This window comes from Streptomyces sp. NPDC111507 (genome assembly GCF_055638955.1).
In genome coordinates, this window is the sequence record NZ_JBVKBU010000004.1 from 135584 (window position 1) to 162338 (window position 26755).

General features: G+C 70.8%; 19 protein-coding genes and 1 tRNA gene. 13 read left to right on the forward strand and 7 right to left on the reverse strand.

The features are described 5' to 3' along the window. Positions 1-71 precede the first annotated feature (71 nt). On the reverse strand, positions 72-3602 hold the full coding sequence (gene mfd / locus ACZ7M2_RS18280; protein ID WP_471596120.1) for a transcription-repair coupling factor: 3531 nt from the start codon (positions 3600-3602) through the stop codon (positions 72-74). Positions 3603-3963: 361 nt separating this feature from the next. Here mfd and ACZ7M2_RS18285 point away from each other — a divergent pair, with 361 nt between their 5' ends. After that, positions 3964-5418 (forward strand): DUF2079 domain-containing protein, encoded by a 1455-nt coding sequence (locus ACZ7M2_RS18285; protein ID WP_471596121.1) that lies wholly within the window; start codon positions 3964-3966, stop codon positions 5416-5418. A 112-nt stretch (positions 5419-5530) separates the two neighbouring features. On the opposite strand, the gene ACZ7M2_RS18290 is transcribed toward ACZ7M2_RS18285, so the two are convergent. Next, positions 5531-8098 (reverse strand): ABC transporter permease, encoded by a 2568-nt coding sequence (locus ACZ7M2_RS18290; protein WP_471596122.1) that lies wholly within the window; start codon positions 8096-8098, stop codon positions 5531-5533. Next, positions 8095-8883 carry an ABC transporter ATP-binding protein gene (locus tag ACZ7M2_RS18295; protein WP_471596123.1) on the reverse strand — a complete coding sequence of 263 codons (789 nt, stop codon included), beginning with the start codon at positions 8881-8883 and terminating at the stop codon, positions 8095-8097. The genes ACZ7M2_RS18290 and ACZ7M2_RS18295 overlap by 4 nt, the downstream gene beginning before the upstream one ends. 409 nt (positions 8884-9292) lie before the next feature. On the opposite strand from ACZ7M2_RS18295, the gene ACZ7M2_RS18300 reads away from it, so the two are divergent. The 3 genes from ACZ7M2_RS18300 (at position 9293) to ACZ7M2_RS18310 (ending at position 13124) form a co-directional block, all read left to right on the forward strand. After that, the gene (locus ACZ7M2_RS18300; RefSeq protein WP_471596518.1) at positions 9293-10786 is read left to right on the forward strand and encodes an MFS transporter; all 1494 of its coding nucleotides are present in this window, start codon (positions 9293-9295) and stop codon (positions 10784-10786) included. Positions 10787-10983: 197 nt separating this feature from the next. Then, complete coding sequence (locus ACZ7M2_RS18305) at positions 10984-11481, forward strand: DUF485 domain-containing protein (RefSeq protein WP_471596124.1); 498 nt, start codon at positions 10984-10986, stop codon at positions 11479-11481. Positions 11482-11513: 32 nt separating this feature from the next. Next, positions 11514-13124 (forward strand): sodium/solute symporter, encoded by a 1611-nt coding sequence (locus ACZ7M2_RS18310; RefSeq protein ID WP_471596519.1) that lies wholly within the window; start codon positions 11514-11516, stop codon positions 13122-13124. Between the two features lie 40 nt (positions 13125-13164). Here ACZ7M2_RS18310 and ACZ7M2_RS18315 read toward each other — a convergent pair whose 3' ends face one another. The 3 genes from ACZ7M2_RS18315 to ACZ7M2_RS18325 all read right to left on the reverse strand — a co-directional run bounded on the left by ACZ7M2_RS18315 (position 13165) and on the right by ACZ7M2_RS18325 (position 18023). Next, the gene (locus tag ACZ7M2_RS18315) at positions 13165-14052 is read right to left on the reverse strand and encodes a cellulose-binding protein (RefSeq protein WP_471596125.1); all 888 of its coding nucleotides are present in this window, start codon (positions 14050-14052) and stop codon (positions 13165-13167) included. A gap of 187 nt (positions 14053-14239) precedes the next feature. Then, positions 14240-17029: an SUKH-4 family immunity protein gene (locus ACZ7M2_RS18320; RefSeq protein WP_471596126.1), complete on the reverse strand. Its 2790-nt coding sequence runs from the start codon at positions 17027-17029 to the stop codon at positions 14240-14242. Positions 17030-17036: 7 nt separating this feature from the next. Further along, entirely contained in the window at positions 17037-18023 is a 987-nt protein-coding gene (locus ACZ7M2_RS18325; RefSeq protein ID WP_470058661.1) for an SMI1/KNR4 family protein, read from the reverse strand. 228 nt (positions 18024-18251) lie between these two features. On the opposite strand from ACZ7M2_RS18325, the gene ACZ7M2_RS18330 reads away from it, so the two are divergent. Together ACZ7M2_RS18330 and ACZ7M2_RS18335 are read left to right on the forward strand one after the other, a co-directional pair. Then, positions 18252-18755, forward strand: a complete 504-nt coding sequence (locus ACZ7M2_RS18330; protein WP_352044348.1) for a YwqJ-related putative deaminase — start codon at positions 18252-18254, stop codon at positions 18753-18755. Between the two features lie 77 nt (positions 18756-18832). After that, entirely contained in the window at positions 18833-19366 is a 534-nt protein-coding gene (locus tag ACZ7M2_RS18335; RefSeq protein WP_471596127.1) for an SUKH-3 domain-containing protein, read from the forward strand. 130 nt (positions 19367-19496) lie between these two features. Here ACZ7M2_RS18335 and ACZ7M2_RS18340 read toward each other — a convergent pair whose 3' ends face one another. Continuing rightward, a complete protein-coding gene (locus ACZ7M2_RS18340) occupies positions 19497-20804 on the reverse strand; it encodes a sensor histidine kinase (RefSeq protein ID WP_471596128.1) in 1308 nt (435 codons plus the stop codon). A 167-nt stretch (positions 20805-20971) separates the two neighbouring features. On the opposite strand from ACZ7M2_RS18340, the gene ACZ7M2_RS18345 reads away from it, so the two are divergent. The 7 genes from ACZ7M2_RS18345 to ACZ7M2_RS18375 all read left to right on the forward strand — a co-directional run bounded on the left by ACZ7M2_RS18345 (position 20972) and on the right by ACZ7M2_RS18375 (position 26722). Next, on the forward strand, positions 20972-21829 hold the full coding sequence (locus ACZ7M2_RS18345; protein ID WP_471596129.1) for a hypothetical protein: 858 nt from the start codon (positions 20972-20974) through the stop codon (positions 21827-21829). 27 nt (positions 21830-21856) lie between these two features. Continuing rightward, positions 21857-21928 (forward strand) — tRNA-Gln (locus tag ACZ7M2_RS18350). Between the two features lie 118 nt (positions 21929-22046). Then, positions 22047-23495: a bifunctional UDP-N-acetylglucosamine diphosphorylase/glucosamine-1-phosphate N-acetyltransferase GlmU gene (gene glmU / locus ACZ7M2_RS18355; protein WP_471596130.1), complete on the forward strand. Its 1449-nt coding sequence runs from the start codon at positions 22047-22049 to the stop codon at positions 23493-23495. Positions 23496-23644: 149 nt separating this feature from the next. Then, entirely contained in the window at positions 23645-24619 is a 975-nt protein-coding gene (locus ACZ7M2_RS18360; protein ID WP_095854208.1) for a ribose-phosphate diphosphokinase, read from the forward strand. Between the two features lie 219 nt (positions 24620-24838). Continuing rightward, positions 24839-25426, forward strand: coding sequence for a 50S ribosomal protein L25/general stress protein Ctc (locus ACZ7M2_RS18365; RefSeq protein WP_471596131.1), 588 nt, complete (start codon positions 24839-24841; stop codon positions 25424-25426). Positions 25427-25507: 81 nt separating this feature from the next. Then, positions 25508-26119: an aminoacyl-tRNA hydrolase gene (pth, locus tag ACZ7M2_RS18370; protein ID WP_261687617.1), complete on the forward strand. Its 612-nt coding sequence runs from the start codon at positions 25508-25510 to the stop codon at positions 26117-26119. Positions 26120-26224: 105 nt separating this feature from the next. Continuing rightward, positions 26225-26722: a hypothetical protein gene (locus ACZ7M2_RS18375; protein ID WP_471596132.1), complete on the forward strand. Its 498-nt coding sequence runs from the start codon at positions 26225-26227 to the stop codon at positions 26720-26722. Positions 26723-26755: the final 33 nt, after the last annotated feature.

Here is a 26755-nt window from a genome sequence, read left to right on the forward strand (position 1 = left end):
CCCGGCCTCCACCACCGGCCGCTACGACTCCGTACGACCTCTACGACCTACGGCCCGAGAATCGTCGGCCTCTACGACCCGAGAATCGTCGCCAGGAACTCCCCGGTCCACCCCAGCAACTCCCGCCCGACCAACGGCTTCCCGCCCACCTTCGCCGTCTTCGGGCGGGGTACGAGGAGCTGGTGGGCGGCCGGCTTGATGACCGTGCCCGGGTAGAGCCGCTTGAGGCGCAGCTCCTGGGACTCGCGCAACTCCGCCGGTGCGAAGCGGATGTTGTTGCCCTGAAGCACGACCTCGCCGACACCGCACGCCCGCGCGAGCATCCGCAGGCCCGCGACGAGCAGCAGGTTCTCCACCGGCTCGGGCAGCTTGCCGTAGCGGTCGGTGAGTTCCTCGCGTACGGCCCTGACGTCCTCCTCCGTGTTGGCGGAGGCGATGGCGCGGTAGGCCTGCAGACGCAGCCGCTCACCCGGCGCGTAGTCGTGCGGGACGTGTGCGTCGACCGGCAGCTCGATCTTGACCTCCAGGGGCGGCTCCTCCTCGACCCCGCCTTCCAGGGAGGCCCGGTAGTCCGCGACCGCCTCGCCGACCATACGGACGTACAGGTCGAAGCCGACGCCCGCGATGTGACCCGACTGCTCGCCGCCGAGCAGATTGCCCGCGCCACGGATCTCCAGGTCCTTCATCGCCACGTACATGCCCGCGCCCATCTCCGTGTGCTGGGCGATGGTCGCGAGCCGCTCGTGCGCGGTCTCCGTCAGGGGCTTCTCCGGCGGGTACAGGAAGTAGGCGTAGCCGCGCTCACGGCCTCGGCCCACCCGGCCGCGCAGCTGGTGCAGCTGCGAGAGGCCGAAGTTGTCGCCACGCTCCACGATCAGCGTGTTGGCGTTGGAGATGTCGATGCCGGATTCGACGATCGTGGTCGACACGAGCACGTCGAACCGCTTCTCCCAGAAGTCGACGACCACCTGCTCCAGAGCCTGCTCGCCCATCTGGCCGTGCGCCGTCGCGATACGCGCCTCGGGGACGATCTCACGCAGCCGCGCCGCCGCCCGGTCGATCGACTCGACCCGGTTGTGGATGTAGAAGACCTGGCCCTCGCGCAGCAGTTCGCGGCGGACGGCCGCGCCGATCTGCTTCTCCTCGTACGGGCCGACGAAGGTCAGCACCGGGTGCCGCTCCTCCGGCGGGGTGGTGATCGTGGACATCTCCCGGATGCCCGTCACCGCCATTTCGAGCGTACGGGGAATGGGGGTGGCGGACATCGTCAGGACGTCCACGTTGGCGCGCAGCTTCTTCAGCTGCTCCTTGTGCTCGACGCCGAAGCGCTGCTCCTCGTCGACGATGACCAGGCCCAGGTCCTTGAACTTGGTCTCGGCGGAGAACAGCCGGTGGGTGCCGATGACGACGTCCACCGCGCCGTCCCGCAGGCCTTCCAGGACGGCCTTCGCCTCCGTGTCGGTCTGGAAGCGGGACAGGGCGCGGACGTTCACCGGGAACTGCGAGTAGCGCTCGGAGAAGGTCCCGAAGTGCTGCTGCACCAGCAGCGTCGTCGGCACCAGGACCGCGACCTGCTTACCGTCCTGCACTGCCTTGAAGGCCGCGCGGACCGCGATCTCCGTCTTGCCGTAGCCGACGTCGCCGCAGATCAGGCGGTCCATCGGGACCGTCTTCTCCATGTCCTCCTTGACCTCGGCGATGGTCGTGAGCTGGTCGGGGGTCTCCGCGTACGGGAAGGCGTCCTCGAGTTCGCGCTGCCAGGGGGTGTCGGAACCGAAGGCGTGACCGGGCGCTGCCATGCGCGCGCTGTACAGCTTGATCAGGTCCGCCGCGATCTCCTTGACCGCCTTCTTGGCGCGCGCCTTGGTCTTCGTCCAGTCGGCGCCGCCCAGGCGGTGCAGGGTGGGGGCCTCGCCGCCGACGTACTTGGTGATCTGTTCCAGCTGGTCGGTGGGGATGTAGAGGCGGTCGCCCGGCTGGCCGCGCTTGGCCGGGGCGTACTCCACGACCAGGTATTCGCGCGTCGCGCCCTGGACGGTCCGCTGCACCATCTCGATGTAGCGGCCGACACCGTGCTGCTCGTGCACGATGTAGTCGCCGGCTTCGAGCGTGAGGGGGTCGATGGTCTTGCGGCGGCGGGCCGGCATGCGCGCGCCGTCCTTGCCTGCCGCCTTCTGGCCGGAGAGGTCGGTCTCCGTGAGGACGGCGAGCTTGAGCGCCGGGTCCACGAAGCCGTAGTCGATCGAACCGCACGCGACCTGCACCACGGCGGGCGTCAGCCCGGTCAGCTCCGCGTCGAGGCGGGCCGCGATGCCCTCGCCGCCGAGGACCTCGACGGTACGGGCGGCGGGGCCGTGCGCCTCGGTGACGTACACCGTGCGCCAGCCGTCCGCGAGCCAGCCCTTGGTGTCGGCGAGCGCCCTGGCCGTGTCGCCGCGGTAGGTCTCGGGAGCGTGCATGCCGAGCTTGAGGGTGTCCGCGTCCAGCTCCTCGTCGGCCGCGAACGGCGACACCGACCACCACATCATGTCCAGCTCGCGGGCCCGGTCGCGGACGTCCGCGATGGCCCACAGGGAGGCCGCGCCGACGTCGATGGGGGCCTCGCCGCCGCCGGCCGTCGCCGCCCAGGACGCCTGCAGGAACTCCTGCGAGGTCGCCACCAGGTCCGCGGCCCGCGTCCGTACCCGCTCCGGATCGCAGACGACGGCCATCGAGCCCTTGGGCAGGACGTCGAGCAGCAGTTCCATGTCGTCGACGAGGACCGGAGCCAGTGACTCCATGCCTTCCACGGCGATGCCCTCGGCGATCTTGCCGAGCAGTTCGCCCAGCTCGGGGTGTTCCTCGGCGAGCCGGGCCGCCCGCTCCCGCACCTCGTCCGTCAGGAGCAGCTCACGGCAGGGCGGCGCCCACAGTCCGTGCTCGGCGACCTCGAGGGAGCGCTGGTCGGCGACCTTGAAGTAACGGATCTCCTCGACGTCGTCGCCCCAGAACTCCACCCGGAGGGGGTGCTCCTCGGTGGGCGGGAAGACGTCCAGGATGCCGCCGCGTACGGCGAACTCGCCGCGCTTCTCGACGAGCTCGACCCGGGAGTACGCGGCTGCCGCGAGCGCCTCGACGATCCCGCCCAGGTCTGCGCCCTGGCCCGTCCGCAGCGCGACCGGCTCCAGGTCTCCCAGGCCCTTGACCTGCGGTTGCAGCACCGAGCGCACCGGGGCGACGACGACCGACACGGGGCCGGTCTCGGGGTCGTCGGGGCGCGGGTGCGCCAGGCGGCGCAGCACGGCGAGGCGGCGGCCGACGGTGTCCGAGCGGGGGGAGAGCCGCTCGTGCGGGAGCGTCTCCCACGACGGGTACTCCGCGACCGTGTCGGCCGGGAGGAGGGACCTGAGCGCCGCGGCCAGGTCCTCGGCCTCGCGTCCCGTCGCGGTCACGGCCAGTACGGTGCGGCCGACGTCGCGGGCCAGGGCCGCCACCGCGAAGGGGCGGGCGGCGGGCGGGCCGACCAGGTCGATGTGCATCCGGTTGCCGTCGGTGGCGGCCTTCACCGCTTCCGCGAGGGCGGCGTCCTTGACGACGGCGTCGAGCAGACCGTGCAGGCTCATGAAGGGCTTCCATCCCGGAGAGAGGGCAACGCGAACCGCCCGACACGTCTCGACGGGCCGGGGTTGTCCAGCCTACGACGGCGCTGCGCTCCCTGTGAGACGCACGAGGTGGACGGCATCGGGCCTGGTTCGTGGGCCCGTCTCCGGGAGCGCCTCTTCAGAGAGGCGCGGGAACCGCGCGCCCAGCCCCCACCGGCCCGCGGACCGGCGATCCACCACGCCCACCCCACCCCACCCCACCCCACCCCACCCCACCCCACCCCACCCACTGGAAGTGAGCCGCACCACACCCCGAACCGTCAACCACACCCCATGTCCCGGGCGTATACCCCGTGACACGTGATCACGTACCGGGAGCCGCATGACCATCGAGGAGTTCAAAGAGGCCTGGCGGCGGCCCTTCGGCGGTGGTCGCAGCGACAGCGCCCCCATACCCTCGCCGGTCACGGCGGTCCCCGCCCGTGACCGGCGCCCCCGCGACCCCCAGCTCCTGGCGGTCCTGCTCTTCACCGCGTACGCGACCCTGTCGGTCTGCCGCTGGCGGCATCTGGCGACCCGTTCCTGGGACCTCGGCATCTTCGAGCAGGCCGTCCGCGCCTACGCCCACCTGCGCGCCCCCGTCGCCGATCTCAGGGGCCCGGGCAGCAACCTCCTCGGCGACCACTTCAGCCCGGTCACCGCCCTCCTCGCGCCCGCCTACCGTCTCTTCCCCACCCCGGTCACCCTCCTCGTCGCCCAGGCCGCGCTGCTGGCCGTGTCCGCGGTCCCGGTCACCCGCGCCGCCGCCCGGCTCCTCGGCCGCTCCCGGGGACTCGCGCTGGGTCTCGCGTACGGGCTGTCGTGGGGGATCCAGCGCGCCGTCGACTTCGACTTCCACGAGATCTGCTTCGCCGTCCCGCTGATCGCCTTCGCCCTGGAGGCGGTCCTGGAGCGACGGTGGCGCGCGGCCCTGCTGTGGGCGTTCCCGTTGGTCCTCGTCAAGGAGGACCTCGGGCTCACCCTGGCCGCGATCGCCCTGGTCGTGGCCGTGCGGGCCCGGAAGCCCGCCCCGCGTACGGCCCTGTACGCGCTCGGGGCCGCCGTCCTCGGAGTACTGGCCGCGGTGCTCACCTTCACGGTGGTGATCCCTGCCTTCAACACCGCGGACACCTACACCTACTGGAACAAGGCCGGCGGTGATCCCCTCGACGGCCTGGGCACCAAACTCCGCACCCTCGCCTGGCTGCTGATCCCCACCACCGGTCTGCTGGCCCTGCGCTCCCCGCTCCTCCTGGTCGCCCTGCCGACCCTGGGCTGGCGTTTCCTCTCCTCCGACCCGCACTACTGGGGCACGGACTGGCACTACAGCGCCGTCCCGATGCCGGTCCTGTCCCTCGCCCTCGCCGACGCGCTCTCCCGGGCCCGCTGGAGTCCGCGCCCGTGGCTGCGCTCGTACGCGCTGCACCTGCCCACGGCCGTCGTCGCGGCCGCGCTCGCGCTGACGCCCTCGCTCCCGCTGTCCGTGCTGGGCGAGTCCGCCGCGTATCGCAAGCCCGCGCGCGTGAGTGCCGTCGAACGGCTGCTGGCGCGTGTCCCGGACGGGGCGAGCGTCGAGGCGAACGTCGGCCCGAGCAGTCGGCTCGTCGCGCGCTGCCGGGTCTTCTGGACGGGCGGCACGGGTGGTGTCACCCCGGACTTCATCGCCCTCGACGACTCCGACCACTCGGTCCAGGACGTCCAGGCGTACGCCGGCCGTCTGCATCCCCACGCCGCGTACGACGTCGTGGGCGCCGCCTACGGCTACGTACTCCTGGAGCGGCGCACCGGACACACCTGACGCACCGCGTACGGCCGCGGGCCCGGCCCAGGAGGTGATGTCCTCCTGGCCCGGGCCCGTCCCCCGTAACCCCCGTATACGGTGGCTTCGCGGCGGCTGGTGCTGCCGCCGGCTAGTCGGTGGCGATGGCGTTCAGTACGTTCATCCGGCCCGCCCGGAACGCCGGGATCAGGGCGGCGAACAGGCCCACGAAGGCCGAGCCGATGAAGACTCCGATGATGGTCGGCCAGGGGATCTCCAGGACCTTCAGGCCTTCCAGGGCGAGGAGCTTCTGGGCGGTGGCGCCCCAGCCCATGCCCAGGCCGAGGCCGAGCAGCGCGCCGAAGAGGGCGATGACGACCGACTCCAGGCGGATCATGCGGCGCAGCTGGCGGCGGGACATCCCGATGGCGCGCATCAGGCCGATCTCGCGGGTCCGCTCCACCACCGACAGGGCGAGGGTGTTGATCACGCCGAGGACGGCGACGACGATCGCGAGGGCGAGCAGGCCGTAGACCATGTTCAGGAGCTGGCCGATCTGGTCCTTGAGTTCCTGCTTGTAGTCGGTCTGGTCGCGGACCTGGTACTGCGGGTAGGGCTCCATGGACTTCTTCAGGGCCGCGTACGCCTGCTTCTCCTGGCCCTTCTTGGCGCTGGCGAACATGATCTGGTCCGGCGGGATCCGGTTGGCCGGGAGGTACTTGCGCATGGTCTCGGTGCTGGTGTAGCGCGCGCCCTGGTCGATGACCCCGTCGTCGGCCGTGATCGCGGCGACCTTGAGCTTCGCCGTGCTGCCGCCCTTGAAGGCGACGGTCAGCGTGTCGCCGATCTTGACGTGGTGCTCGGTGGCGAACTTCGAGCCGACGGACATGGAGTCCTTGCCGTAGGCGGCGTTCAGGTCACCGGCCGTGGTCTTGCGGCGCAGGTCCTGCGGGTAGGTGGGGTCGGCGGCCGTGACTCCCTGCGTGTCCGACGCGCCGTCAGGGGTGGTCAGCTTGGCTTCCAGGTCCCGGTAGTGGGTGACGCGCGTCAGGCCGGGTGTCGTCTCGATGGCCTTCGCCGCCTGCGGGACGATCCGCTGGTTTCCCTGGATGATGAAGTCGGTGCCGACCGTCTTGTCGAGCTCGTCGGTCGCGGAGGCGACCATGGACGAGCCGACGACCGACAGGCAGGCGACCAGCGCGAGGCCGATCATCAGGGCCGCGCCGGTGGCTCCGGTGCGGCGCGGGTTGCGCAGCGCGTTGCGCTCCGCCATCCGTCCGACGGGGCCGAAGAAGCGCAGCAGCACCGCGCTGATGACCCGGACGACACCGCCCGCGAGCAGCGGGCCGATGATGACGAACCCGATCAGGGTCAGGACGACTCCCGCGCCCAGCACCAGCGAACCATCGCTCGCCTTGTCGGCATGGGCCGCCGTGAAGAGCGCGAAGGTTCCGGCGCCGGTGAGGACCAGGCCGATGATGCCGCGGACGAGACCGGCCTTGCCGTCCGCCGGTGTACCGGCGTCGCGCAGCGCGGCCATCGGGGAGACCTTGCCGGCCCGGCGGGCGGGCAGATAGGCGGCGAGGACGGTGACCACGACACCGAGCACGAGTCCGATGACCGGGGTGGTCGCCTTGACCGTCAGATCGCGGGTGGACAGGTCCATGCCCGCCGCCGACATGAGCTTCATCAGGCCGACCGCGAGTCCGACGCCCGCGCCGACGCCGAGGATCGAGCCGAAGACGCCGAGCAGGGTCGCCTCGACCAGGACGGACCGGTTGACCTGCTTGCGGGACGAGCCGATCGCCCGCATCAGGCCGATCTCGCGGGTGCGCTGGGCGACCAGCATGGAGAAGGTGTTGATGATCAGGAAGATGCCGACCAGGAAGGCGATCCCGGCGAAGCCGAGCATGGCGTACTTGATGACGTCCATGAAGGAGCCGACGCCGGAGCGGTTCTCGTCGGCGTACTCCTTCTGCGTCTGCACCTTGTACGCGCCGGCGCCGATCGAGGAGATGACGTTCTGCTTGAGCGTGTCGTTGGTGACACCGGTGGCGGCGGAGAGGTTGATGTTGGTGAACCGGCCGGTGGCGCCGAGCAGTTCGCGCTGGGCGGTGGCGGTGTCGAAGTAGACGACGGCGGCACCGGGGTTGGTCACCTTGAAGGTGGCGATGCCGACGATCCGGGCCTTGAAGTCACCGGTGACGGCGATGGTGCGCAGTTCGTCGCCGAGCTTGAGGTGGTGCTTGTCGGCGGTGTCGGCGTCGACCATCGTCTCGGTCGGCCCGCGCGGGACGTGACCGGAGGTGATCTCCATCGAACGCAGGTCGTTGCGCGTCCAGTTGCCGGCGATCGTCGGGGCTCCGGTGCTCGACCCCATGTTCTTGTTGGCGCTGTTGACGACGGTCACGTTCATCGAACTGACGGCGCCCTCGGCGTACTTGACGCCCTCCGCCTTCTTGGCCCGCTCCAGGACCGAGGCGGGCAGCGAGTCGGGCCGGCCGTTCTGCGGGGTGCTGTCGCTCTTGACCGCCTTCGGCGAGACGGTCACGTCGGAGGAGGTGGCGGCGAACAGCTTGTCGAACGTCGTGTTCATGGTGTCGGTGAACACCAGCGTGCCGCAGACGAAGGCCACGGACAGCAGCACCGCGACCGCCGACAGCGCCATCCGCCCCTTGTGCGCGAAGAAGTTGCGCATCGAGGTCTTCAGGACGGTCATGACGTACGCCCCCGCGCGTCGAAGTCCTTCATGCGGTCGAGGACCTGATCGGCCGTCGGCTGGTACATCTCGTCGACGATCCGGCCGTCGGCGAGGTACAGCACGCGGTCCGAGTACGAGGCCGCCACCGGGTCGTGCGTCACGATCACGATGGTCTGGCCGAGCTCGTCCACCGAGCGGCGCAGGAAGCCCAGTACCTCGGCGCCCGCCCGGGAGTCGAGGTTTCCGGTCGGCTCGTCCCCGAAGATGATCTCGGGACGCGCGGCGAGTGCCCGCGCCACCGCGACACGCTGCTGCTGGCCGCCGGAGAGCTGGCTGGGCCGGTGCTTGAGCCGGTCGGCGAGCCCGACGGTCTCCACGACCTGGTCGAGCCAGCCCTTGTTCGGCTTGCGGCCCGCGATGTCCATCGGCAGCGTGATGTTCTCTATCGCGTTCAGCGTCGGCAGCAGGTTGAACGCCTGGAAGATGAACCCGATCCGGTCCCGGCGCAACTGCGTGAGCTTCTTGTCCTTGAGCCCGGAGATCTCGGTCTCGTCGAGGTAGATCTGGCCGGAGGTGACGGTGTCGAGTCCGGCGAGGCAGTGCATCAGCGTGGACTTGCCGGACCCTGAGGGGCCCATGATCGCGGTGAACTGCCCCCGCGCGATGTCCACGTCGACCTGGTCCAGGGCGACGACCCGGGTCTCCCCGGACCCGTACGCCTTGACGACCTGCCGCGCCCGCGCGGCAACGGCCGTACGCCCTCCAGTGCCCCCGTGCCTGGGAATGGTCACAGCCGATGTCACGGTGTATCTCCTATGTCGGTCAGCGGATGAAGTGCTCTTCGCTACGTCGGTAAGTCTGGTGGCGGGGGGTGGTCCGGCGCGCTGGTGCCCAGCGCAGTCTTCTACGGGGGAAAACCCCACCCCCGTGGGTCCGGTCCACCGCCCTCAGCGGCATAAAGCCAGGTTAAGGACGGCCCCGGCCCGTCTCGTCCTCCGCCGGTACGAACGCCCCCCGAGCCCTAGTGGGGAGAGACCCCTAGGGGCAGTCCACCCTTCGGTGGAGTCCCTTTCGGGGTTGCCTCCACCCTCGGACCGGGTCAGCGTCCACCCTCCCGCTACGTGAAGGTCAAGTGAGATGGTGGGGGACGGCGGATAGTTGCAGGGGGAACCGATCAGGGGAGGCGCTCCAGTGGGCCAGGGGGACACCGGAATACGGGCCGCGGCGACGGAACAGCCGGCGTCCTCGCGCAGCCGCAGGGGTGCCGTCGTCGCCGCCCTGATGCTCGCCATGGCGCTGGCCGCGCTCGACTCCACCATCGTCTCCACGGCCGTACCGCAGATCGTCGGCGACCTCGGCGGCTTCTCCGTCTTCTCCTGGCTGTTCTCGGGCTATCTGCTCGCGGTGACGGTCACCCTGCCGGTGTACGGGAAGCTCTCCGACACCTTCGGCCGCAAGCCGGTCCTCGTCGCGGGCGCCGCCGTCTTCCTCCTCGGCTCGCTGCTGTGCGCCACCGCCTGGAACATGGCCGCGCTCATCGCCTTCCGGATCGTGCAGGGCCTGGGCGGCGGCGCGTTGCAGGGCACGGTGCAGACGCTCGCCGCGGACCTCTACCCGCTCAAGGAGCGCCCCAAGATCCAGGCCAAGCTGTCCACGGTGTGGGCGACCTCGGCGATCGCGGGCCCCTCCCTCGGCGGGGTTCTCGCCGCGTACGCCGACTGGCGCTGGATCTTCCTCATCAACCTGCCGATCGGCGCGCTGGCGCTGTGGCTGATCGTCCGCCATCTGCACGAGCCGGTACGGGAGTCCTCCGGCCGCCGCCCCCGGATCGACTGGGCGGGCGCGCTGGCCGTCTTCGCCTGCGGCGGTGTGCTGCTCACCGCGCTGGTGCAGGGCGGGGTCGCCTGGGACTGGCTGTCGGCCCCGTCGCTCGCCCTGTTCGGTACGGGACTCGCGCTGATCGGCGGCGTGGTCGTGATCGAGCGCCGGGCGGCCGAGCCGATCATCCCCGGGTGGGTGTGGCGGCGCCGCACGATCGCGGCCGTCAACCTGGCCCTCGGCGCACTGGGGTTGCTCATGGTCGCCCCCACGGTGTTCCTGCCCACGTACGCGCAGGCGGTCCTCGGCCTGGCGCCCGTCGCCGCCGGATTCGTGCTCTCCGTGTGGACGTTGAGCTGGCCGGTGTCGGCGGCGTTCAGCCAGCACGTCTACGGCCGGATCGGCTTCCGCAATACCGCGATGCTCGGCATCGGCACCGCGACGCTGATCCTGCTGGCCTTCCCCTTCCTGCCCTACCCCGGCGAGCCCTGGCAGCCGGCCCTGCTGATGCTCCTGCTGGGCGGCGCCCTGGGCCTCTTCCAACTCCCCCTGATCATCGGCGTGCAGTCGACGGTCGGCTGGGAGGAACGCGGCACGACGACGGCGTCGGTCCTCTTCTGCCGCCAGACCGGCCAGACCATCGGCGCGACCCTGTTCGGCGCGATCGCCAACGGGGTGCTGGCCGCGCGGCTCGGCGGCGCCGGGGACCTGGACGCGGTGACGCGGGCGCTGGATTCGGGCGCGCCCGCCGAACATGTGCGCCACGCGGTCGCCGACGCGGTCCACGCCGTCTACCTGGGCGCGGCGGGCGCCGCCGCACTCGCCTTCCTGGTCCTGCTGTTCGTGGCACCGCGGCGCTTTCCGGTCATCAAGAATCCCGGGGACTGAAGACAGGGCCAACGGTCGATGAACTCCCGGTGTAAACGCGGGTAACACCCCGGGTCGCCGAAGCAAGCGCATACCGACCGCTCAGTTTGGTGAAAGCCTCACGTAAACCGGCTACTTGCGAGTAGCGTGCGTGCCTCGCCCACCCCCCAACTCCCTGCGGTCCACACCGGGCCCGAGCCACGCAAGGAGATCACGGGATGCAAGACGCGTTCTCGTCCCCCGAGCACCAGAGGCGGCACCAGCCGTCGTACGACCCGTATGACCCGCCGCAGCACCCGTCCCCGTACCCGTCCCCCCACCACACGCCCCCCGCGCACCTCACCTACCCCTGGCAACCGCAGCCCCAGCCGCCCGCACCCGAGAGAAAGCGACAACCGCGTCACCAGGCACTCGGCAGGCACAGCGACCTCCGCGTCCTGCGCGGCGCCTACCGCCGGCAACGGCGGGTCGCGACGCTCACCGCACTCGGCTACTTCACCCTCTTCCTCCTCCTGTCGGCGTTCGCGCCGGGGCTGATGACGGGCGAAGTGTCCGACGGACTGCCGATCGGACTGCTGCTCGGACTGCTCCAGGTGCCGGTGACCTGCCTGGCGATCGGGCTGTACGAGTACACCGCGCGCCGGCGCGTCGACCCCATCGCGGACCGGATCCGCCGGCAGACCCAGCTGGACGCGAAGCGGGAGGCGACCCGATGAGCCGGATGTCCGAGGTGACCGCCCTGACGAGCATGGTCGGGTTCAGCAGTTCCGCACGGGCCATGTCACTGGTGGCGTTCACGGCCGTCGCCACGATCACGCTGCTGCTGTGCGTGATGACCGGACCGGACCGCGACGACCTCGACGAGTTCTACACGGGCTACGGCTCCCTGTCGCCGATGCGCAACGGTCTCGCCATCGCCGGGGACTACATCTCCGCCGCGACCGTCCTCGGCACCGGCGGCGTCATCGCTCTCGCCGGGTACGACGGTGTCGTCCTCGCCCTCAGCACCGCCCTGTCGCTGATGCTGCTGATGTTCCTGCTGGCCGAACCGCTGCGCAACGCGGGCCGGTTCACCATGGGCGACGCGCTCGCACGACGGATGCCCGGGCGCGCGGTACGCATCACGGCGTGCGCCGCGACCCTCGTCGCCCTGCTGCCGCTGATGCTGGTCCAACTCGCCGGCGCGGGCGATCTGCTGGCCTTCATCCTCGGTTTCTCCAGCGACTCCCTCAAGACCGGCTGCATCATCGGCCTCGGCACACTGATGATCAGCTACGCGGCGATCGGCGGCATGAAGGGCACCGCCCTCATCCAGATCCTGAAGATCGTGATGCTGCTCGGCTCCGGCACCGTGGTCTCCGCCCTCATCCTGCAGCGCTTCGGCTGGGACCCCGGGGCCCTGTTCGACACCGCCGCCCGCAACAGCGGCGTCGGGACCGCCTTCCTGCACTCTGGCCTGCAGTTCGCGGGCGGCCCCAGCCCCCGTATCGACATGATCAGTTCGGAGCTGACCGTGGTCCTCGGCGGCGCCTGCCTGCCGCACATCACCATGCGCATGTACACCGCGGGCAGCGCCCGTCAGGTCCGCCGCTCGATGTCCTGGGCGGTACCCTGCGTGGCCGTCTTCGTGCTGGTCATCACGGTCGTCGGGTTCGGGGCCACGGCGCTGATCGGACGGTCCGTGATCGCGAGCGCCGACCCGCAGGGCAACACGGCGTATCTGCTGGGATCCAGGGCCGCGTTCGGACCGGACGTGTCGACGGCCGAGACCCTCCTCTTCACGACCGTGACGACGGCGATCTTCCTCACGCTCCTCGCCTCGGTCGCCGGAATGATCCTCGCCTGCGCCAACTCCCTCGCCCACGACGTGTTCGCCGGGCGGATCAGGGAGCTGTCCCCGCGCCGCGAGATGACCCTCGCCCGGGTCTCCGCGCTCGCGGTCGGCGCACCGGCGATCCTGCTCGCCACCCTCGTCCAGCACCGCAGCCTGCAACCCCTGGTCACGCTGTCGTTCTGCCTGGGCGCCTCGGCCATAGCGCCCGCTCTGGTCTACGGCCTCTTCTGGCGCCGCTACACCCGCACGGGCCTCCTGTGCACCCTCATCGGCGGCACCCTGACCGTCCTCATCCTCATGACCGGCACCAACCTGGTCTCCGGCTCCCCCACTTCGGCCTTCCCCGAGGCCGACTTCAACTGGTTCCCGTTCACCACCACCGGACTCGTGTCCATTCCCCTGGGCTTCGCCTACGGGTGGCTGGGGACGGTGATCTCCGGGCGCCGCAAGGCGGAGGAACAGCGCAGGCAGTACGAGGCGGTGGAGGGGTGGATCCTGGCGGGCGCGGTACGGAGAACGCCGTAAGGGCCGGCCGGCAGCGCAGGAACGACCCCCACCCCGCCCCCTACTCCACCGGTGTCCGCCCGGTCAGCGTCATGAGACTCGTCCGCACCTGATCCAGCTGCGCCCGTACGCCGTCCCACCGCTCCCCGTGCTCGCGCAGCACCCGCTCCGTCTCCCGGGCGATCCGCTCCTCATGAACACGAGCCTCGTCCAGCACCTCGGCGGCCTGCGCCATCGCATCCTCCTGCCCGTGCCGAGCGCATTCCTCCGCCTCGGCCAGGGCACGCTCGGCCTCGACCAACGCGGCCTCGGCGCGCACCCCCCGCTCCACCTGGTGCGCGTCGAGCGCGGCCGCCCGCTCCACCGCCGTCCGCTCCGCCTCTTCCCAGCGCTCGGCGTGCTCCTTCTCCTGCTCGTCGAGGAGGCCTTCGGTGCGCTGCCGCATCTCGCGCAGCGCCGCCAGCGTCTCCCCCCGGCCCTCCTTGACCGCGCGACGGGCGGCGATCCGCATCTCGTCGGCCGCGGCGCGGGCGGCGAGGAGACGGTGCCGGGCGCGCTCCTCGGCCTCGCCACGCAGCTCGTCGGCGTACGCCTGCGCCGCCTCACGCATCCGCCGCCCCTCCGCCTCGGCCTCCTCGACGGCCAGCCGGGCCGCGCTCCGCGCGTTCTCCCGCACCGCCGTGGCCTCCTCCTCACCGAGCTGGCGAATCCGGCAGGCGCGCTCGCCGAGCGTTTCGTACGTCTGCGGGGCCAGCCGCGCCACGACCTCCCGCAGCCGACCGACCTCCGCGTCCATCTCCTTGGCCAGGACGGTCAGCCGGGCGGCCCGTTCCCAGGCGGTGTCGCGGACCTGCGAGAGCGCGGCGAAGTACGCGTCGACCTGCTCGGGACGGTAACCGCGCCTCCATACGGCCACGAAGCCGTGCGGCGACACCGATGCGCTGCTCATCCCTGGGCCCCTCTCCACTGTGCGACGTACAACACGATGTGGCGCACATCTTGGTGGATCAGGCGTAAGTGTTCATAACGCGACACTCCGCGCATTCGTAGCGGTCAGCCGCGTAAAAAAAGGGTTGGACCCGGTCATACGACCGGGACCAACCCTTTCGGCTCCCTGACGGACGCTCAGCGGCGCATCACAGCAAGCCGTCCCACATCTGCTCGAGCAGCACCGACCACCAGCTCTCCGGCGAGCCGAGCGCCGCCGGGTCGAGCGAGGCGAGCTGCGCCTGGAAGTCGACGGTCCAGCGGCCCGCCTGCTCCTGGTTGAGCCCGAACCGCAGCCGCCACATCCGGCCGAGCAGAGCCAGACAGCGCGCGAACTCGGGCAGCCCCGTGTTCACGAACTGCGGCGGCACCGAGGCACCGCCCGGACCCGCCTCCACCGGCACGGCCACGATGTTCGCCGTGCCGTACTGGACACAGATCGCCTTGCCGAAGTCACTGCCCATGACGAGGTACGAGCCCGCGTCCGCGGCCGGCTGCACCCCACGCTCCTGCGCCAGCTCGGCGAGCGTCGGCACCGGACGGCCGGGCTGCGCCTGCGCCCAGAAGAACGGGCCCATGTCGACCGGCAGTCCGGCCACCACCAGGGTGTGCGCCACGATGTTCGGCACACCCTGCCGCGACACCGCGGCCTGGTCGAACCGGAACAGACCCGGCCCGAACGCCGCCGCCAGCTCCTGCCCGATCGCCTCCGGCGGAACCGGCGGTGCGGGCTGCACCGGCGGAATCGGCGCCCGCACCGGCGCCGGACGCGCGGGACCGTCCGCCACCTGGTGCAACTCGCCCTGATGCGCGAGAAGCTGGTGCATACCCTGCTGACGGCTCGCGTGATCCGTGCCGTACGGCGCGATGCTGGTGATCCGCGCCTGCGGCCAGCTCTCCCGGATCATCCGCGCGCAGTACGCGCCCGGCAGCTCGCACGACTCCAACTCCGTGTGCAGCTCAAGCACTTGCTGCGGCGGCACGTTCATCGCGCGCAACTCGTGCAGGATCTGCCACTCCGGGTGCGGGGTCCCCGGCGCCGAGCGCCGGATCAACTGCTGCTCGGAACCGTCCTGCGCGCGGTAGCGCAGTACGGCCTGATACCCCGGCCCGACGGTCGGCTGACCGGCCTGCGGGTAGCCGTACGCCGGAGGCTGCTGCCCTGGGGGCGGCTGCTGTCCGGGCATGGGTTGTCCCGGCATCGGCTGCGGCGCGCCCGGAGGCATGCCGGAGGCCTGCGGGGGCGGCGGTACGCCGGGACCGGCGACCGGAGGGCCGACCGGAGGACCAGCCGGAGGACCGGCCAGCATGGTGGCGGCGTGGTGGACACCGCCGGGCGGGGTGCCCGGAGGCTGCGGAGCACCAGGCGCACCGGGCGCACCGGGCGCACTCGGAGGCTGGGGCGCGCCGGGTCCACCCGCGGGCGGACCCGCCAGCATCGTCGCGGCGTGATGGACACCCCCGGGGGGCGTACCACCCGGAGGCTGCGGAGCGCCGGGGGCGGCAAGCGCACCAGGAACCCCGGGCCCGTTCGGGCCGAGTTGCGAGACGAGCTGCGTCGGTACGTACCCGCCCGCCGGGGTGCCCGGAGCACCGGGCCCGGACGACGGCGGCGGGGGCGGAGGCGGCGGGGCGCTCCCCGGCCGCGCACCCGGTACGCCCGGAGCGCTCGGCGGAGGCGGCGCGCTCACGCCACCACCCCGTGCGCCCCTCGGCGGCGCCTGCGCCTTGCTGGTCGCGGCGTCGGCGATGTCACCGGCGTTCGGCGGCAGCGGCCGCGGCGGCGCGACGGGGGGCTGCCCCTGCGGGTACCCGTACCCGGGCGCACCCGGCGGGGGCGTGCCCTGCGGGCCGCCGGGAGGCGGCGGGGGAGGAGGAGGCGTCCCGGGAGCACCACCGGGCCCCTGCGGGTAGCCGTATGTGGCCGGCGGTCCAGAGGGAGGCATGCCCTGGGGACCACCAGGAGCCGGAACACCCGGAACCGGACCACCAGGAGGCGGCGTGCCCGGCATGCCCGGCGCACCAGGGCCTGCCTGTGGGTAGCCGTACGCCGACGGGGCCGTGCGGTCGTCGACCGCGGGCGCCTGCGCCGTGCGCGGGAGTTGACTGCCGCCGGACATCAGAGCCGTCTTGGCGTCCGGGGTCACACCGGGCGGCGCACCCGGACCCGCCTTGTCGTCGACGTCGGTCAGCTGCGGCGCGAACACGGTCGCCGGCAGCGGCACGGAACGGTCCTCGCCCCCGTCCCCGGCGGTGTCCGTCCCCGCCCACGGAGTCGCCGAAGCGGGCACGCCCGGCACCCCCACGGCATCCCGCGGACCCGCGTCCCGCTCGTCACCGGCCGCGGCGGCGGGCCACGGCGGCGGCGCGTCCGAAGGGGAAGAGGGCGAAGGAGAAGAGGGAGAAGGGTGAGAAGAAGGAGAAGGCGGCGTCGAACCACTGGCTGCGGAAGCCCCGTTGGCATGGGAACCCGCGTGAGGACCCGCACCGGAACCCGCACCGAGTCCGGCCCCGCTACCCGCGCCCTGGGCACCACCGGCCGTCGCACCCGCCCGCCGATCCGGAATGCCCAGCTTGTCCGCCGCCTCCTGCAACCACTCCGGAGGGCTCAGCAAGAACGACGTCTGGTTCAGATCGACCCGAGCCGGAGGCGCCGGTGCCGCTTCCGGGGCCGCCTGCGGCACCCCGTACTCCTCCTCGTACCGGCGGATCACCTCACCGACCGGCAGCCCGGGCCAGAGCGTCGCCTCCCCGCTGTCCCGCGCGATGACGAGCCGCTGCGCGCCCCCGTCGGAACGCGGACCGTCGACGCGGTCCTCGGCCCACACCACGAACCCGAGTTCGAACTCCCGCACCCGCACCTCACGGTGCTGGTACCCGGGCACCTCGCCGTTGATCCACTCTTCCGCGCGCTCCTGCGCCTGCGCGAAGGTCACCATCGGACGTTCACTCCCCCAGGGAAGAGACGGGAACGGCACGCGCGAAGCCACCGTCCACCATCAGGTTCGCCACCGTCTCCAACTCCGGCGGATTGCCCGCGAGTCGAGACAGGAACTGGTCGAAGTCGGCGCCGCAGGGCAGCAACAGCCGCTGCACGCGCTCGGCCGGCGGCCAGGCGTCCTGGTCGCGGGCATCGTCGTACGCGCAGAACCAGACCGACCCGATCGCGTCACCCTTCACCTTGACGGCGAGCAGGCCACCCTGCACAAATCCGACGCACAGATAGTCCTTGGTCAGATGGTCGCGCAGGCACTTGTTGATGTAGACGAGGTCGTTCACGGCGGCTTCCTCGCGCACCGTGAAGAACGGCTGGTCCACCAGCAGACCCAGCTCCGCGTCCAGCGCGGCACCGACCGGCGCGCACCCGCCCGCAGCCTTCAGGAAGGACCGATAGGCACCCGGCAGCCGATAGCCGAGGTCCTCCTCGACCCCGAGCACCTGCTGCTCGCTCACCGCGACCGCCGACTTCGGCAGCCCGAAGTGCGCGGGCCGCGTGTCCTGCAACGGACGCGTCCCCCGCTTGCCGTGATCCACGGCCGCCGTCGCGATACCGCCGTGATGCCGCAGCAGCGCCTTGACCTCCACGGGGACGAGCTCCAGGCGCCGCGTGCCCCGCACGTGATGCCAGGTCCAGCCGTGCGGAGTGGCCACGGGCGGAATCGTGTCCCACAGATCGTGCCCCGCGGTGGCGAGCGCGGCGTTCGCCGACACGTAGTCCGTCAACCGCAGTTCGTCCACGCCGAAACCCTCCGGGGGTTCGGCGATCTCCGCGGCGCCGCGCGCGTACGGCGAGAAGTCGGGGTAGCCGTGCGCATCGACCCGCACACCCCTGGGGTGGCGAGCGGCCCGGACCGGATCCGGGAAATGCACGACCTGCCCGGCGTAGGCCGCGTTCGGCGGCGCGGCTTGCTGCCCGAGCCGACCTGTCGTCATGGCGGTTGCCCCCTGCGGCGTTCTCAATAGCTGTGTGGATCGCGGATATCGACAGCCTATGCGGTGGGAAGACACCGGTCACCGGGCCTCCGGTTCCGTGACCTGCCGTCACCCCGCCGTGACGGTATGACGAAGCCCGGGCGTGTCGCGCGCCCCAGCTACCGCACCCGCCACGCCATTTGGCAGTCTGTAGCCGCATCGGGGGATGCATGGGAGGGAAGAACGATCATGAACGCGACACATACGGGCACGTCCGGGGACCCGCGCGTCGGCTGGAGCAGTGCCGAGGCGGCCCACGCACCCACCCTCCTGCACCGCCGCGACGGCATACTCCCCACCGTCGCCGCCGCCCTCTCCGTACGCGGCGCCACCCTCACGGGCACCGCCGCCCGCGGCGACCAGCCGCCCGCCCTTCACCCCCTCGTCCAGGACTTCCTCGACACCCTCACCAGCGCGCAACGCGACCGCTTCACCGGCCGCTGCGCCGAGGCGATCCTCATCTCCCGCCACATCGCCACCGTCGACGCCACCCGCAGCAAACGCGCCGCCCGCAAGCCGATGACCAACGGCGAGGCACGCAGAGCCCTCAAACAGGCCAAACTCACCGCACGCCGGATCCGCGAGGACGGCGACCCACTGCACGGCAGCTTCGCCGCGCCCTGCCGCGCCTGCACGGCGCTCAGCGACCACTTCGGCGTCCACGTCGTCGACCCGACGGCCGGCGGCTCCTGAACTCCCCCCGCACACGTACGTACGACGGCGCCCCCGCCAGCGCGCCGATGTCCCGACCCTCGACGAACGAAGGGCAGATGCACGCCGACCGCTCCCCCTCCCCCAAGCTCTCGGCCCCGCTCGAGCAGGGCGGACCCTCAACACGCTTCTCCGTACCCGTGGACGCCGCGCTGCGCTCCGCCGGATGGCAACCCGGGCGCTGGGACATAAAGCAGGCCGAGTACTGGGCCGACGCACTGCGAGGCCACGAGTCGCCCGCGGGACACCGGCACGCCGTGTTCCCCGCGGCGGTGGAGGCCTGGGCGGAATTCGGCGGACTGCACGTGAAGCCCACCGGGCCCGGCCGCCAGCTGGCGCCGACCGCGCTCCACTTCGACCCCCTCCACGGCCTCCACATGGCCCGCACCCTCGGCGACCTCGGCCGCGCCCTGGACACCGAGGTCTGCCCCCTCGGCGAGGAGTCCGACTCCCGCGCCCTGCTCGCCATCGACTCCGAGGGCCGCGTCTACGCACTCGACCACACCGGCGACTGGTACCTGGGCCCCGAGATCGACACCGCCCTCACCACCCTCCTGTCCGGCATCGCCCCGGTCCGCCTGACGGCCGGCTGACCACCCCATCGAGGGTCCCTCCGCCGCGCACCGGTGGGGGCCGGGGCGCAGCCCCGCCCCTCAGGGGCGCGAGGAACTGCGCGCCAAGCCCCCACCCACCCGCAGCCAACAACCACGCCCCCCGAAGGGCCTACGCCGGGATCACCGCCGACACCCGGAACCCACCCGAATCCGTCGGCCCGGACACGAACACTCCCCCCAGCGCGGCAACCCGCTCCTTCATACCCACCAGGCCATTACCACCACTGGGCAGATGCATGGCCGACGCCGACCCCGGCTCCGGCGGACACTCGTTCTCGACCTGCATCGCGATCTCCGCGTCCCGATGAGCGAGCCGCACATGCGTCTTCGCCCCCGCCGCATGCTTGTGCACGTTCGTCAGAGCCTCCTGAACCACCCGGTACGCCGTCTGCTCGATCTCCGCCGCGTACCCCCGGGTGTCACCCTCCACCGAGAGATCCACCACCATCCCCGCAGCCGCCGACTGCCCGACCAACTCATCCAGCTCGGCAAGACTCGGCCCCTCGGCCCCGTCATCGACCGCCCGCGAAGCCGCCGCCGCAGCCGCCACCCCCACGGCCGCCAACGGCACCGCCCGCACCCGCACGGACGACAACCCGTCCCCCGTACGCAGCACACCCAACATCTCGCGCAACTCCGTCAACGCCTGCCGCCCCATATCCCCCACCAGCGCGGCGTTCTTCACGGCCTTCTCCGGATCCTTCCGCGCCACGGCCTGCAGCGCCGCCGCGTGCACCACCATCAACGACACCCGGTGCGCCACCACGTCGTGCATCTCCCGCGCGATCCGCGTCCGCTCCTCGTTGCGCGCCCACTCCGCCCGCTCCTCGGCCCGCTCGGCGAGCAGCTGCAACTCCCGCTCCAACGAGTCCGCCCGCTCCCGCAGGCTCTCCATCAGCCGCCGCCGCGCCCCCACGTACAGCCCGAGCAGGACGGGCGGCGCGGTCATCCCGATCGCGGTCGTGATGGAGACGAACGGAACGAACCAGTCCCCCATCGTCACGTCCCCACGCACCATGCCCTGGTGCGCCCGCACGAACGTGACGATCAGCATCCCCGCGAAGGACATCCCCGCGAGCGCCCCGATGATCCGGCGCGGCAGCTCGGACGCGGCGAGCGTGTACAGCCCGACGAGTCCCATCAGGAACCCCATCTGGGCGGGCGTGATGGCGATCGACACCAGCACGACCGCGATCGGCCAGCGCCGGCGCAACAGCAGCACGGACCCGGCGACCAGCCCGAAACCCACGCCCACCGCAACCGGCAGGCCCGCGTCACGTGCGAACGGAATCCCCTCGATCGCACACTCCACCGCCGACGCCGACGCGAGGCTCGCGTCCAACACGGCACTACGCCATCTGACCCACCACCACGGCCCGGTACCGGCCGTGGTGTGCTCTTCCCCCGTCGTGGTCATGGCTCCAGCCTACGTTCGCACCCCGCCCCATTTCCGGTGACTTTCACCTCCTGGCCTACACCACACCCCGCAATCGAACAGAAGCGAAACCCACCAATATCCCTCGAACTGCTGATTCACTCACCGTTCACCCCCGGAAGGTCGCATTCCGCCCGGACGGTATGCCCATGGCACATTCACAGAACAAGTACGCGGATTTCGAGACCTTGCGCGAGCGGGCGATCACGCTGCGCCGGGCGGGACTGAGCCTCCGGCAGATCCGGGACGAACTTCAGGTCCATAACAAGGAGACCCTTCAACGCCTCGTCGCGGGCGAGCCGCCCCCGGAGTGGACGAAGCGCCCGAACGCGAAGGACGACCTGCGGGACAGGGCTCGTGAGCTGCGGGGGCAGGGCTGGACGTACAACGAGATCCAGGCGGAGTTGGGCTGCTCGAAGAGTTCGGTTTCGCTATGGGTGCGGGATCTGCCCCACCCGGAACCCCGTTGCACCCCGGAGGAACAGCGAGCCCGCATGAACGCGGGGCTCGCACGACTGCGCGCCGAGCAGGACCGGGTACGCGAGGAAACCAAGCGAGCGGCGGCCGCAGCCATCGGGAAACTCACCGATCGCGAACTGTTCCTCGTGGGCGTCGGCCTGTACTGGGCCGAGGGCACCAAGGACAAGCCGTACAGCCGCCGCGAACAAGTTCTCTTCGTCAACAGCGACCCAGGGATGATCTCCGTCTTCCTCGCCTGGCTCGATCTGCTCCAGGTAGAACGGGAACGCCTGCGCTTCCGCGTCATGATCCACGAGTCCGCCGATGTGGCCGCCGCCGAGCACTACTGGGCGGATCACGTCGGGGTCGACGACAGCTCCTTCAACAAGAGCACACTCAAGAAACACAACCCGAAAACGACCCGCAAGAACGTCGGCGACAACTACAGGGGGTGCCTCGTGATCTACGTTCTCCAGAGCGCCGATCTGTACCGTCGCATCGAGGGCGCCTGGTACGGCATAGTGTTGGGTGCCGACTCGGCGACCTGACCAAATGTCCGGTTTAGTCGAGTTTCATCCCCCGTGGTGTAATTGGCAGCACTGTGGCTTTTGGTGCCATCTGTCCGGGTTCAAGTCCTGGCGGGGGAGCAATGCGCAGTTCGGGCCCTGACAGCTCTGTCAGGGCCCGCTCTCATGTCACTGCTGATACGCCCCGGTATCCTGCGGATGTCCACACCCCAGCCATCCGAAGCCGAAGGGCATATCCGTGAGCGTCAATCCTCCGGCAGCCGTCGTCGTTCTCGCAGCGGGTGAGGGCACCCGTATGAAGTCGGCCACACCCAAGGTCCTGCACGAACTGTGCGGCCGCTCCCTGGTCGGCCATGTACTCGCGGCCGCGCGCGCGTTGGAGCCCGAGAACCTGGTCGTCGTGGTGGGTCACGCCCGCGAGAAGGTCACCGCGCACCTCGCCGAGATCGACCCCGGCGTGCGGACGGCCGTACAGGCCGAACAGAACGGCACCGGCCACGCCGTACGGATGGGCCTGGAAGAGCTGGGCGGCGTCGTCGACGGCACGGTCGTCGTGGTCTGCGGCGACACCCCGCTGCTCAGCGGCGAGACCCTGCGGCAGCTCGCCGCCACCCACACCTCCGACGGCAACGCCGTCACCGTGCTCACCGCCGAGGTCCCCGACGCCACCGGTTACGGCCGCATCGTGCGGGACGGCGCCAGCGGCGCGGTCACCGCGATCGTCGAGCACAAGGACGCGAACGAGTCGCAGCGCGCGATCCGTGAGATCAACTCCGGGGTCTTCGCCTTCGACGGGCAGCTCCTCGCGGACGCGCTCGGGAAGGTGCGGACGGACAACAGCCAGGGCGAGGAGTACCTGACCGACGTCCTCGGGATCCTGCGCGAGGCCGGGCACCGGGTCGGGGCGGCCGTCGCCGGCGACCACCGCGAGATCGCCGGTATCAACAACCGCGTCCAGCTCGCCGAGGCCCGCCGCATCCTCAACGACCGGCTGCTCACCGAGGCCATGCTCGCCGGAGTGACCGTCGTCGACCCCGCCTCGACCTGGATCGACGTGACCGTCACCTTCGAGCAGGACGCGATCGTCCACCCGGGCACCCAGCTCCAGGGCGCCACGCACCTCGCCGAGGGCGCCGAGGTCGGCCCCCACACCCGCCTCAAGGACACCACGGTGGGTGCGGGAGCCCGCGTCGACAACACCGTCGCCGACAGCGCCGAGGTCGGGCCGCAGGCGAGCGTGGGCCCGTTCGCGTACCTCCGTCCAGGCACGCGCCTCGGCCTGAAGGCCAAGATCGGCACGTACGTGGAGACGAAGAACGCCACGATCGGCGAGGGCACCAAGATCCCTCACCTGTCCTACGTGGGCGACGCGACGATCGGCGAGTACTCGAACATCGGTGCGGCGAGCGTCTTCGTGAACTACGACGGACAGGAGAAGCACCACACCACCGTGGGCTCCCACTGCCGTACCGGTTCGGACAACATGTTTGTGGCTCCTGTCACGGTCGGGGACGGCGCGTACACCGCGGCGGGCTCCGTGATCACCAAGGACGTGCCACCCGGTTCGCTGGCCGTGGCCCGTGGCCAGCAGCGGAATATCGAGGGTTGGGTGGCCCGCAAGCGTCCCGGAAGCGCTGCCGCGAAGGCGGCGGAGGTGGCCTCCCGGGAGCCGGAGGGCGAAGCCTGACCGGAAACAGGTGCGTCTGACACGGCGTACCGTGATAAGTGCACACCCGCATAAATGCGCACCCGTACCCCCAGCTGAGAAGGCTTCTCGCGCTCCGGATGAGAAGACTCCTCGCGCCCCAGCTGAGACACCTCTGAGGAGACAGTGCTGTGACCGGGTTCAAGACGACCGGCGAGAAGAAGATGATGTTCTTCTCCGGCCGCGCCCACCCCGAGCTTGCCGAGGAGGTCGCCCATAAGCTGGGTGTCGGGGTTGTCCCGACGAAGGCCTTCGACTTCGCCAACGGTGAGATCTACGTCCGCTACCAGGAGTCCGCGCGCGGCGCCGACTGCTTCCTGATGCAGAGCCACACGGCTCCCATCAACAAGTGGATCATGGAGCAGTTGATCATGATCGACGCTCTGAAGCGGGCCTCCGCGCGGAGCATCACCGTCATCGTGCCCTTCTACGGTTACGCGCGGCAGGACAAGAAGCACCGTGGACGTGAACCGATCTCGGCGCGTCTGATCGCCGATCTGATGAAGACGGCGGGCGCCGACCGGATCCTCACGGTCGACCTGCACACCGACCAGATCCAGGGCTTCTTCGACGGCCCGGTCGACCACCTCTTCGCGCTGCCGATCCTGGCGGACTACGTGGGGGCGAAGGTCGACAAGTCGAAGCTCACCGTCGTCTCCCCGGACGCCGGACGCGTGCGCGTCGCCGACCGCTGGTGCGACCGGCTGGACGCCCCGCTGGCGATCGTGCACAAGCGCCGCGACAAGGACGTCGCCAACCAGGTCACCGTCCACGAGGTCGTCGGTGACGTGAAGGGCCGCGTCTGTGTCCTCGTCGACGACATGATCGACACCGGTGGCACGATCTGCGCCGCCGCCGACGCTCTCTTCGCGCACGGCGCGGAGGACGTCATCGTCACGGCCACGCACGGCGTGCTCTCCGGCCCGGCGGCCGACCGTCTGAAGAACTCCAAGGTCAGCGAGTTCGTCTTCACGGACACCCTGCCGACCCCGGGCGAGCTGGAGCTCGACAAGATCACGGTCCTGTCGATCGCACCGACGATCGCCAACGCGGTCCGTGAGGTCTTCGAGGACGGCTCGGTGACGAGCCTGTTCGAGGAGCAGTAGGAGGAGCAGTGCGAGGACCGGCGCACGGTCCTCGCATAGATCGATTTCTGGTACGGCCTTCCCGCCCAGTAAGCTGTCACAGTTGCTCGGCGAGGGAGGCCGTACCGCTTGAAAAGGCGCGTGCGGCGGTCCGTTATCGACGCGCTCTTCGTAGCAGGCCGATGGTTTGGCCGGGTGACCGCCTTCCCTGGTTTCCCCAGATTTCTACGAGGAGTGCACATGTCCGAGGTCAAGCTCGCCGCCGAGACCCGTACCGAGTTCGGCAAGGGCGCCGCCCGCCGCATCCGCCGTGACAGCAAGGTTCCCGCCGTGGTCTACGGCCACGGCACCGAGCCCGTCCACATCACGCTGCCGGGCCACGAGCTGCAGCTCGCCCTGCGCACCCCGAACGTCCTGCTCACCCTGGACATCGAGGGCAAGACCGAGCTCGCGATCCCGAAGGCCGTCCAGCGCGACGCCATCAAGGGCTTCCTCGAGCACGTCGACCTGCTCCTCGTGAAGCGCGGCGAGAAGGTCACCGTCGAGGTCTTCGTGCAGACCGAGGGCGAGCTCGCCCCGGGCAGCTTCCTGCTCGAGCACGTGCTGAACACCCTCACGGTCGAGGCCGAGGCCACCCACATCCCGGAGTCGGTCACCGTCTCCATCGCGGGCCTGGAGGCCGGTGCCTCCATCCTCGCCAAGGACATCCCGCTGCCCAAGGGCACGACGCTGGCGATCGACGAGGACGCGGTCGTCCTGCAGGTCCTGGCCGCCCAGGCCGAGGAGCCCGAGGGCGAGGCCGCGGGCACCGAGGCCGCCGAAGCCTGATCGGCCTGATTCCCCCGGAATCTTCATCTGTGCCGGCCGCCGCTCCCCTCAGGAGCGGCGGCTGCCGCGTATCAAGGACACATGGGAGACACCGACGTGACGACCGATGCGGGCGCCCCCTGGCTGATCGTGGGCCTCGGCAACCCCGGCCCCGAGTACGCCATGAACCGGCACAACGTGGGCTTCATGGTCGCCGACCTGCTGGCGGAGCGGATCGGCGGCAGGTTCAAGCGGGCCGGCAAGGCACAGGCGCAGGTGATCGAGGGGCGTATCGGCCCGCCGGGCCCGGCGAACCGCCGGGTGATCCTGGCCAAGCCGATGTCGTACATGAACCTGTCCGGTGGCCCGGTGACCGCGCTGCGGGACTTCTACAAGGTGCCGACGGCGAACATCGTCGCGATCCATGACGAGCTGGACATCGACTACGGCGTCCTGCGTCTGAAGCTCGGCGGTGGCGACAACGGTCACAACGGGCTGAAGTCGATGACGAAGGCGATGGGCTCCGAATACCACCGGGTGCGGTTCGGCATCGGGCGGCCTCCGGGGCGGATGCAGGTCGCCGACTTCGTCCTGAAGGACTTCTCCTCGGCGGAGCGCAAGGAACTCGACTACTTCGTGGACCGGGCCTCGGACGCCGTGGAGTGCCTCGTCATCGAGGGGCTGGAGCGGGCGCAGGGCACGTACAACTCCTGATCGTTTCTGCGGGGCGGTCGATGTACGCGTACAACTGCCGACTTGTCGCCCACCGGAACCGGCCGGAGTTGACCGGGCGCGCAGCCATGGCCAAGGATCGCCGCCATGCCTGCCGTCGCCGCACATCGAGGCTCCCGTCGGAGCACCCATCCGGCGCTGCGGTTGGGGCGGCTCGCGGTGATGGGTACGGTCGCGGCGCTGATCCTGATCGCGGGCGTCTGGGGTTCCTGGGGCACGGCTCAGCACGTGATGCTGAGCAAGGGCCGGGAGCAGGGGACGATGACCGTGACCGGGTGCTCCGGCGATGTCTGTACGGGGACGTACGCGCCGACCTCGACGGGGTCGCGGGCGCGGGCGCACGTCACCATCGACGAGGCGGTCGCGGTGCGCAAGGGCCGGACGTACACGGTGACGGTGAAGCCCGGCAGCAGTGATGTCGTCCGTAGTGGTCCGGCGGGCCTTCTCTATGCCTGGGTCCCGTTGGGTGGCGCTCTGTTGCTCGCCTCGGTGGTGGTGGCGGGTGGCCTGCGACTGCGGCGGGTGGCGTGGGTGCTGGCTGGGGCGGGGATCGCGCAGCTGACGGCCACGTTCCTGGTGCTGTGAGTGGCCGGCGGTGTTCCCTCGGTCGAGGGGACA

Bases quoted from the DNA above. Each gene is read 5' to 3' on its own strand.
- mfd (WP_471596120.1), bottom strand. From the start codon at position 3,602: ATGAGCCTGCACGGTCTGCTCGACGCCGTCGTCAAGGACGCCGCCCTC.
- ACZ7M2_RS18285 (WP_471596121.1), top strand. From the start codon at position 3,964: ATGACCATCGAGGAGTTCAAAGAGGCCTGGCGGCGGCCCTTCGGCGGT.
- ACZ7M2_RS18290 (WP_471596122.1), bottom strand. From the start codon at position 8,098: ATGACCGTCCTGAAGACCTCGATGCGCAACTTCTTCGCGCACAAGGGG.
- ACZ7M2_RS18305 (WP_471596124.1), top strand. From the start codon at position 10,984: ATGCAAGACGCGTTCTCGTCCCCCGAGCACCAGAGGCGGCACCAGCCG.
- ACZ7M2_RS18310 (WP_471596519.1), top strand. From the start codon at position 11,514: ATGGTCGGGTTCAGCAGTTCCGCACGGGCCATGTCACTGGTGGCGTTC.
- ACZ7M2_RS18315 (WP_471596125.1), bottom strand. From the start codon at position 14,052: ATGAGCAGCGCATCGGTGTCGCCGCACGGCTTCGTGGCCGTATGGAGG.
- ACZ7M2_RS18320 (WP_471596126.1), bottom strand. From the start codon at position 17,029: ATGGTGACCTTCGCGCAGGCGCAGGAGCGCGCGGAAGAGTGGATCAAC.
- ACZ7M2_RS18325 (WP_470058661.1), bottom strand. From the start codon at position 18,023: ATGACGACAGGTCGGCTCGGGCAGCAAGCCGCGCCGCCGAACGCGGCC.
- ACZ7M2_RS18330 (WP_352044348.1), top strand. From the start codon at position 18,252: ATGAACGCGACACATACGGGCACGTCCGGGGACCCGCGCGTCGGCTGG.
- ACZ7M2_RS18335 (WP_471596127.1), top strand. From the start codon at position 18,833: ATGCACGCCGACCGCTCCCCCTCCCCCAAGCTCTCGGCCCCGCTCGAG.
- ACZ7M2_RS18340 (WP_471596128.1), bottom strand. From the start codon at position 20,804: ATGACCACGACGGGGGAAGAGCACACCACGGCCGGTACCGGGCCGTGG.
- ACZ7M2_RS18345 (WP_471596129.1), top strand. From the start codon at position 20,972: ATGGCACATTCACAGAACAAGTACGCGGATTTCGAGACCTTGCGCGAG.
- ACZ7M2_RS18365 (WP_471596131.1), top strand. From the start codon at position 24,839: ATGTCCGAGGTCAAGCTCGCCGCCGAGACCCGTACCGAGTTCGGCAAG.
- pth (WP_261687617.1), top strand. From the start codon at position 25,508: ATGGGAGACACCGACGTGACGACCGATGCGGGCGCCCCCTGGCTGATC.
- ACZ7M2_RS18375 (WP_471596132.1), top strand. From the start codon at position 26,225: ATGCCTGCCGTCGCCGCACATCGAGGCTCCCGTCGGAGCACCCATCCG.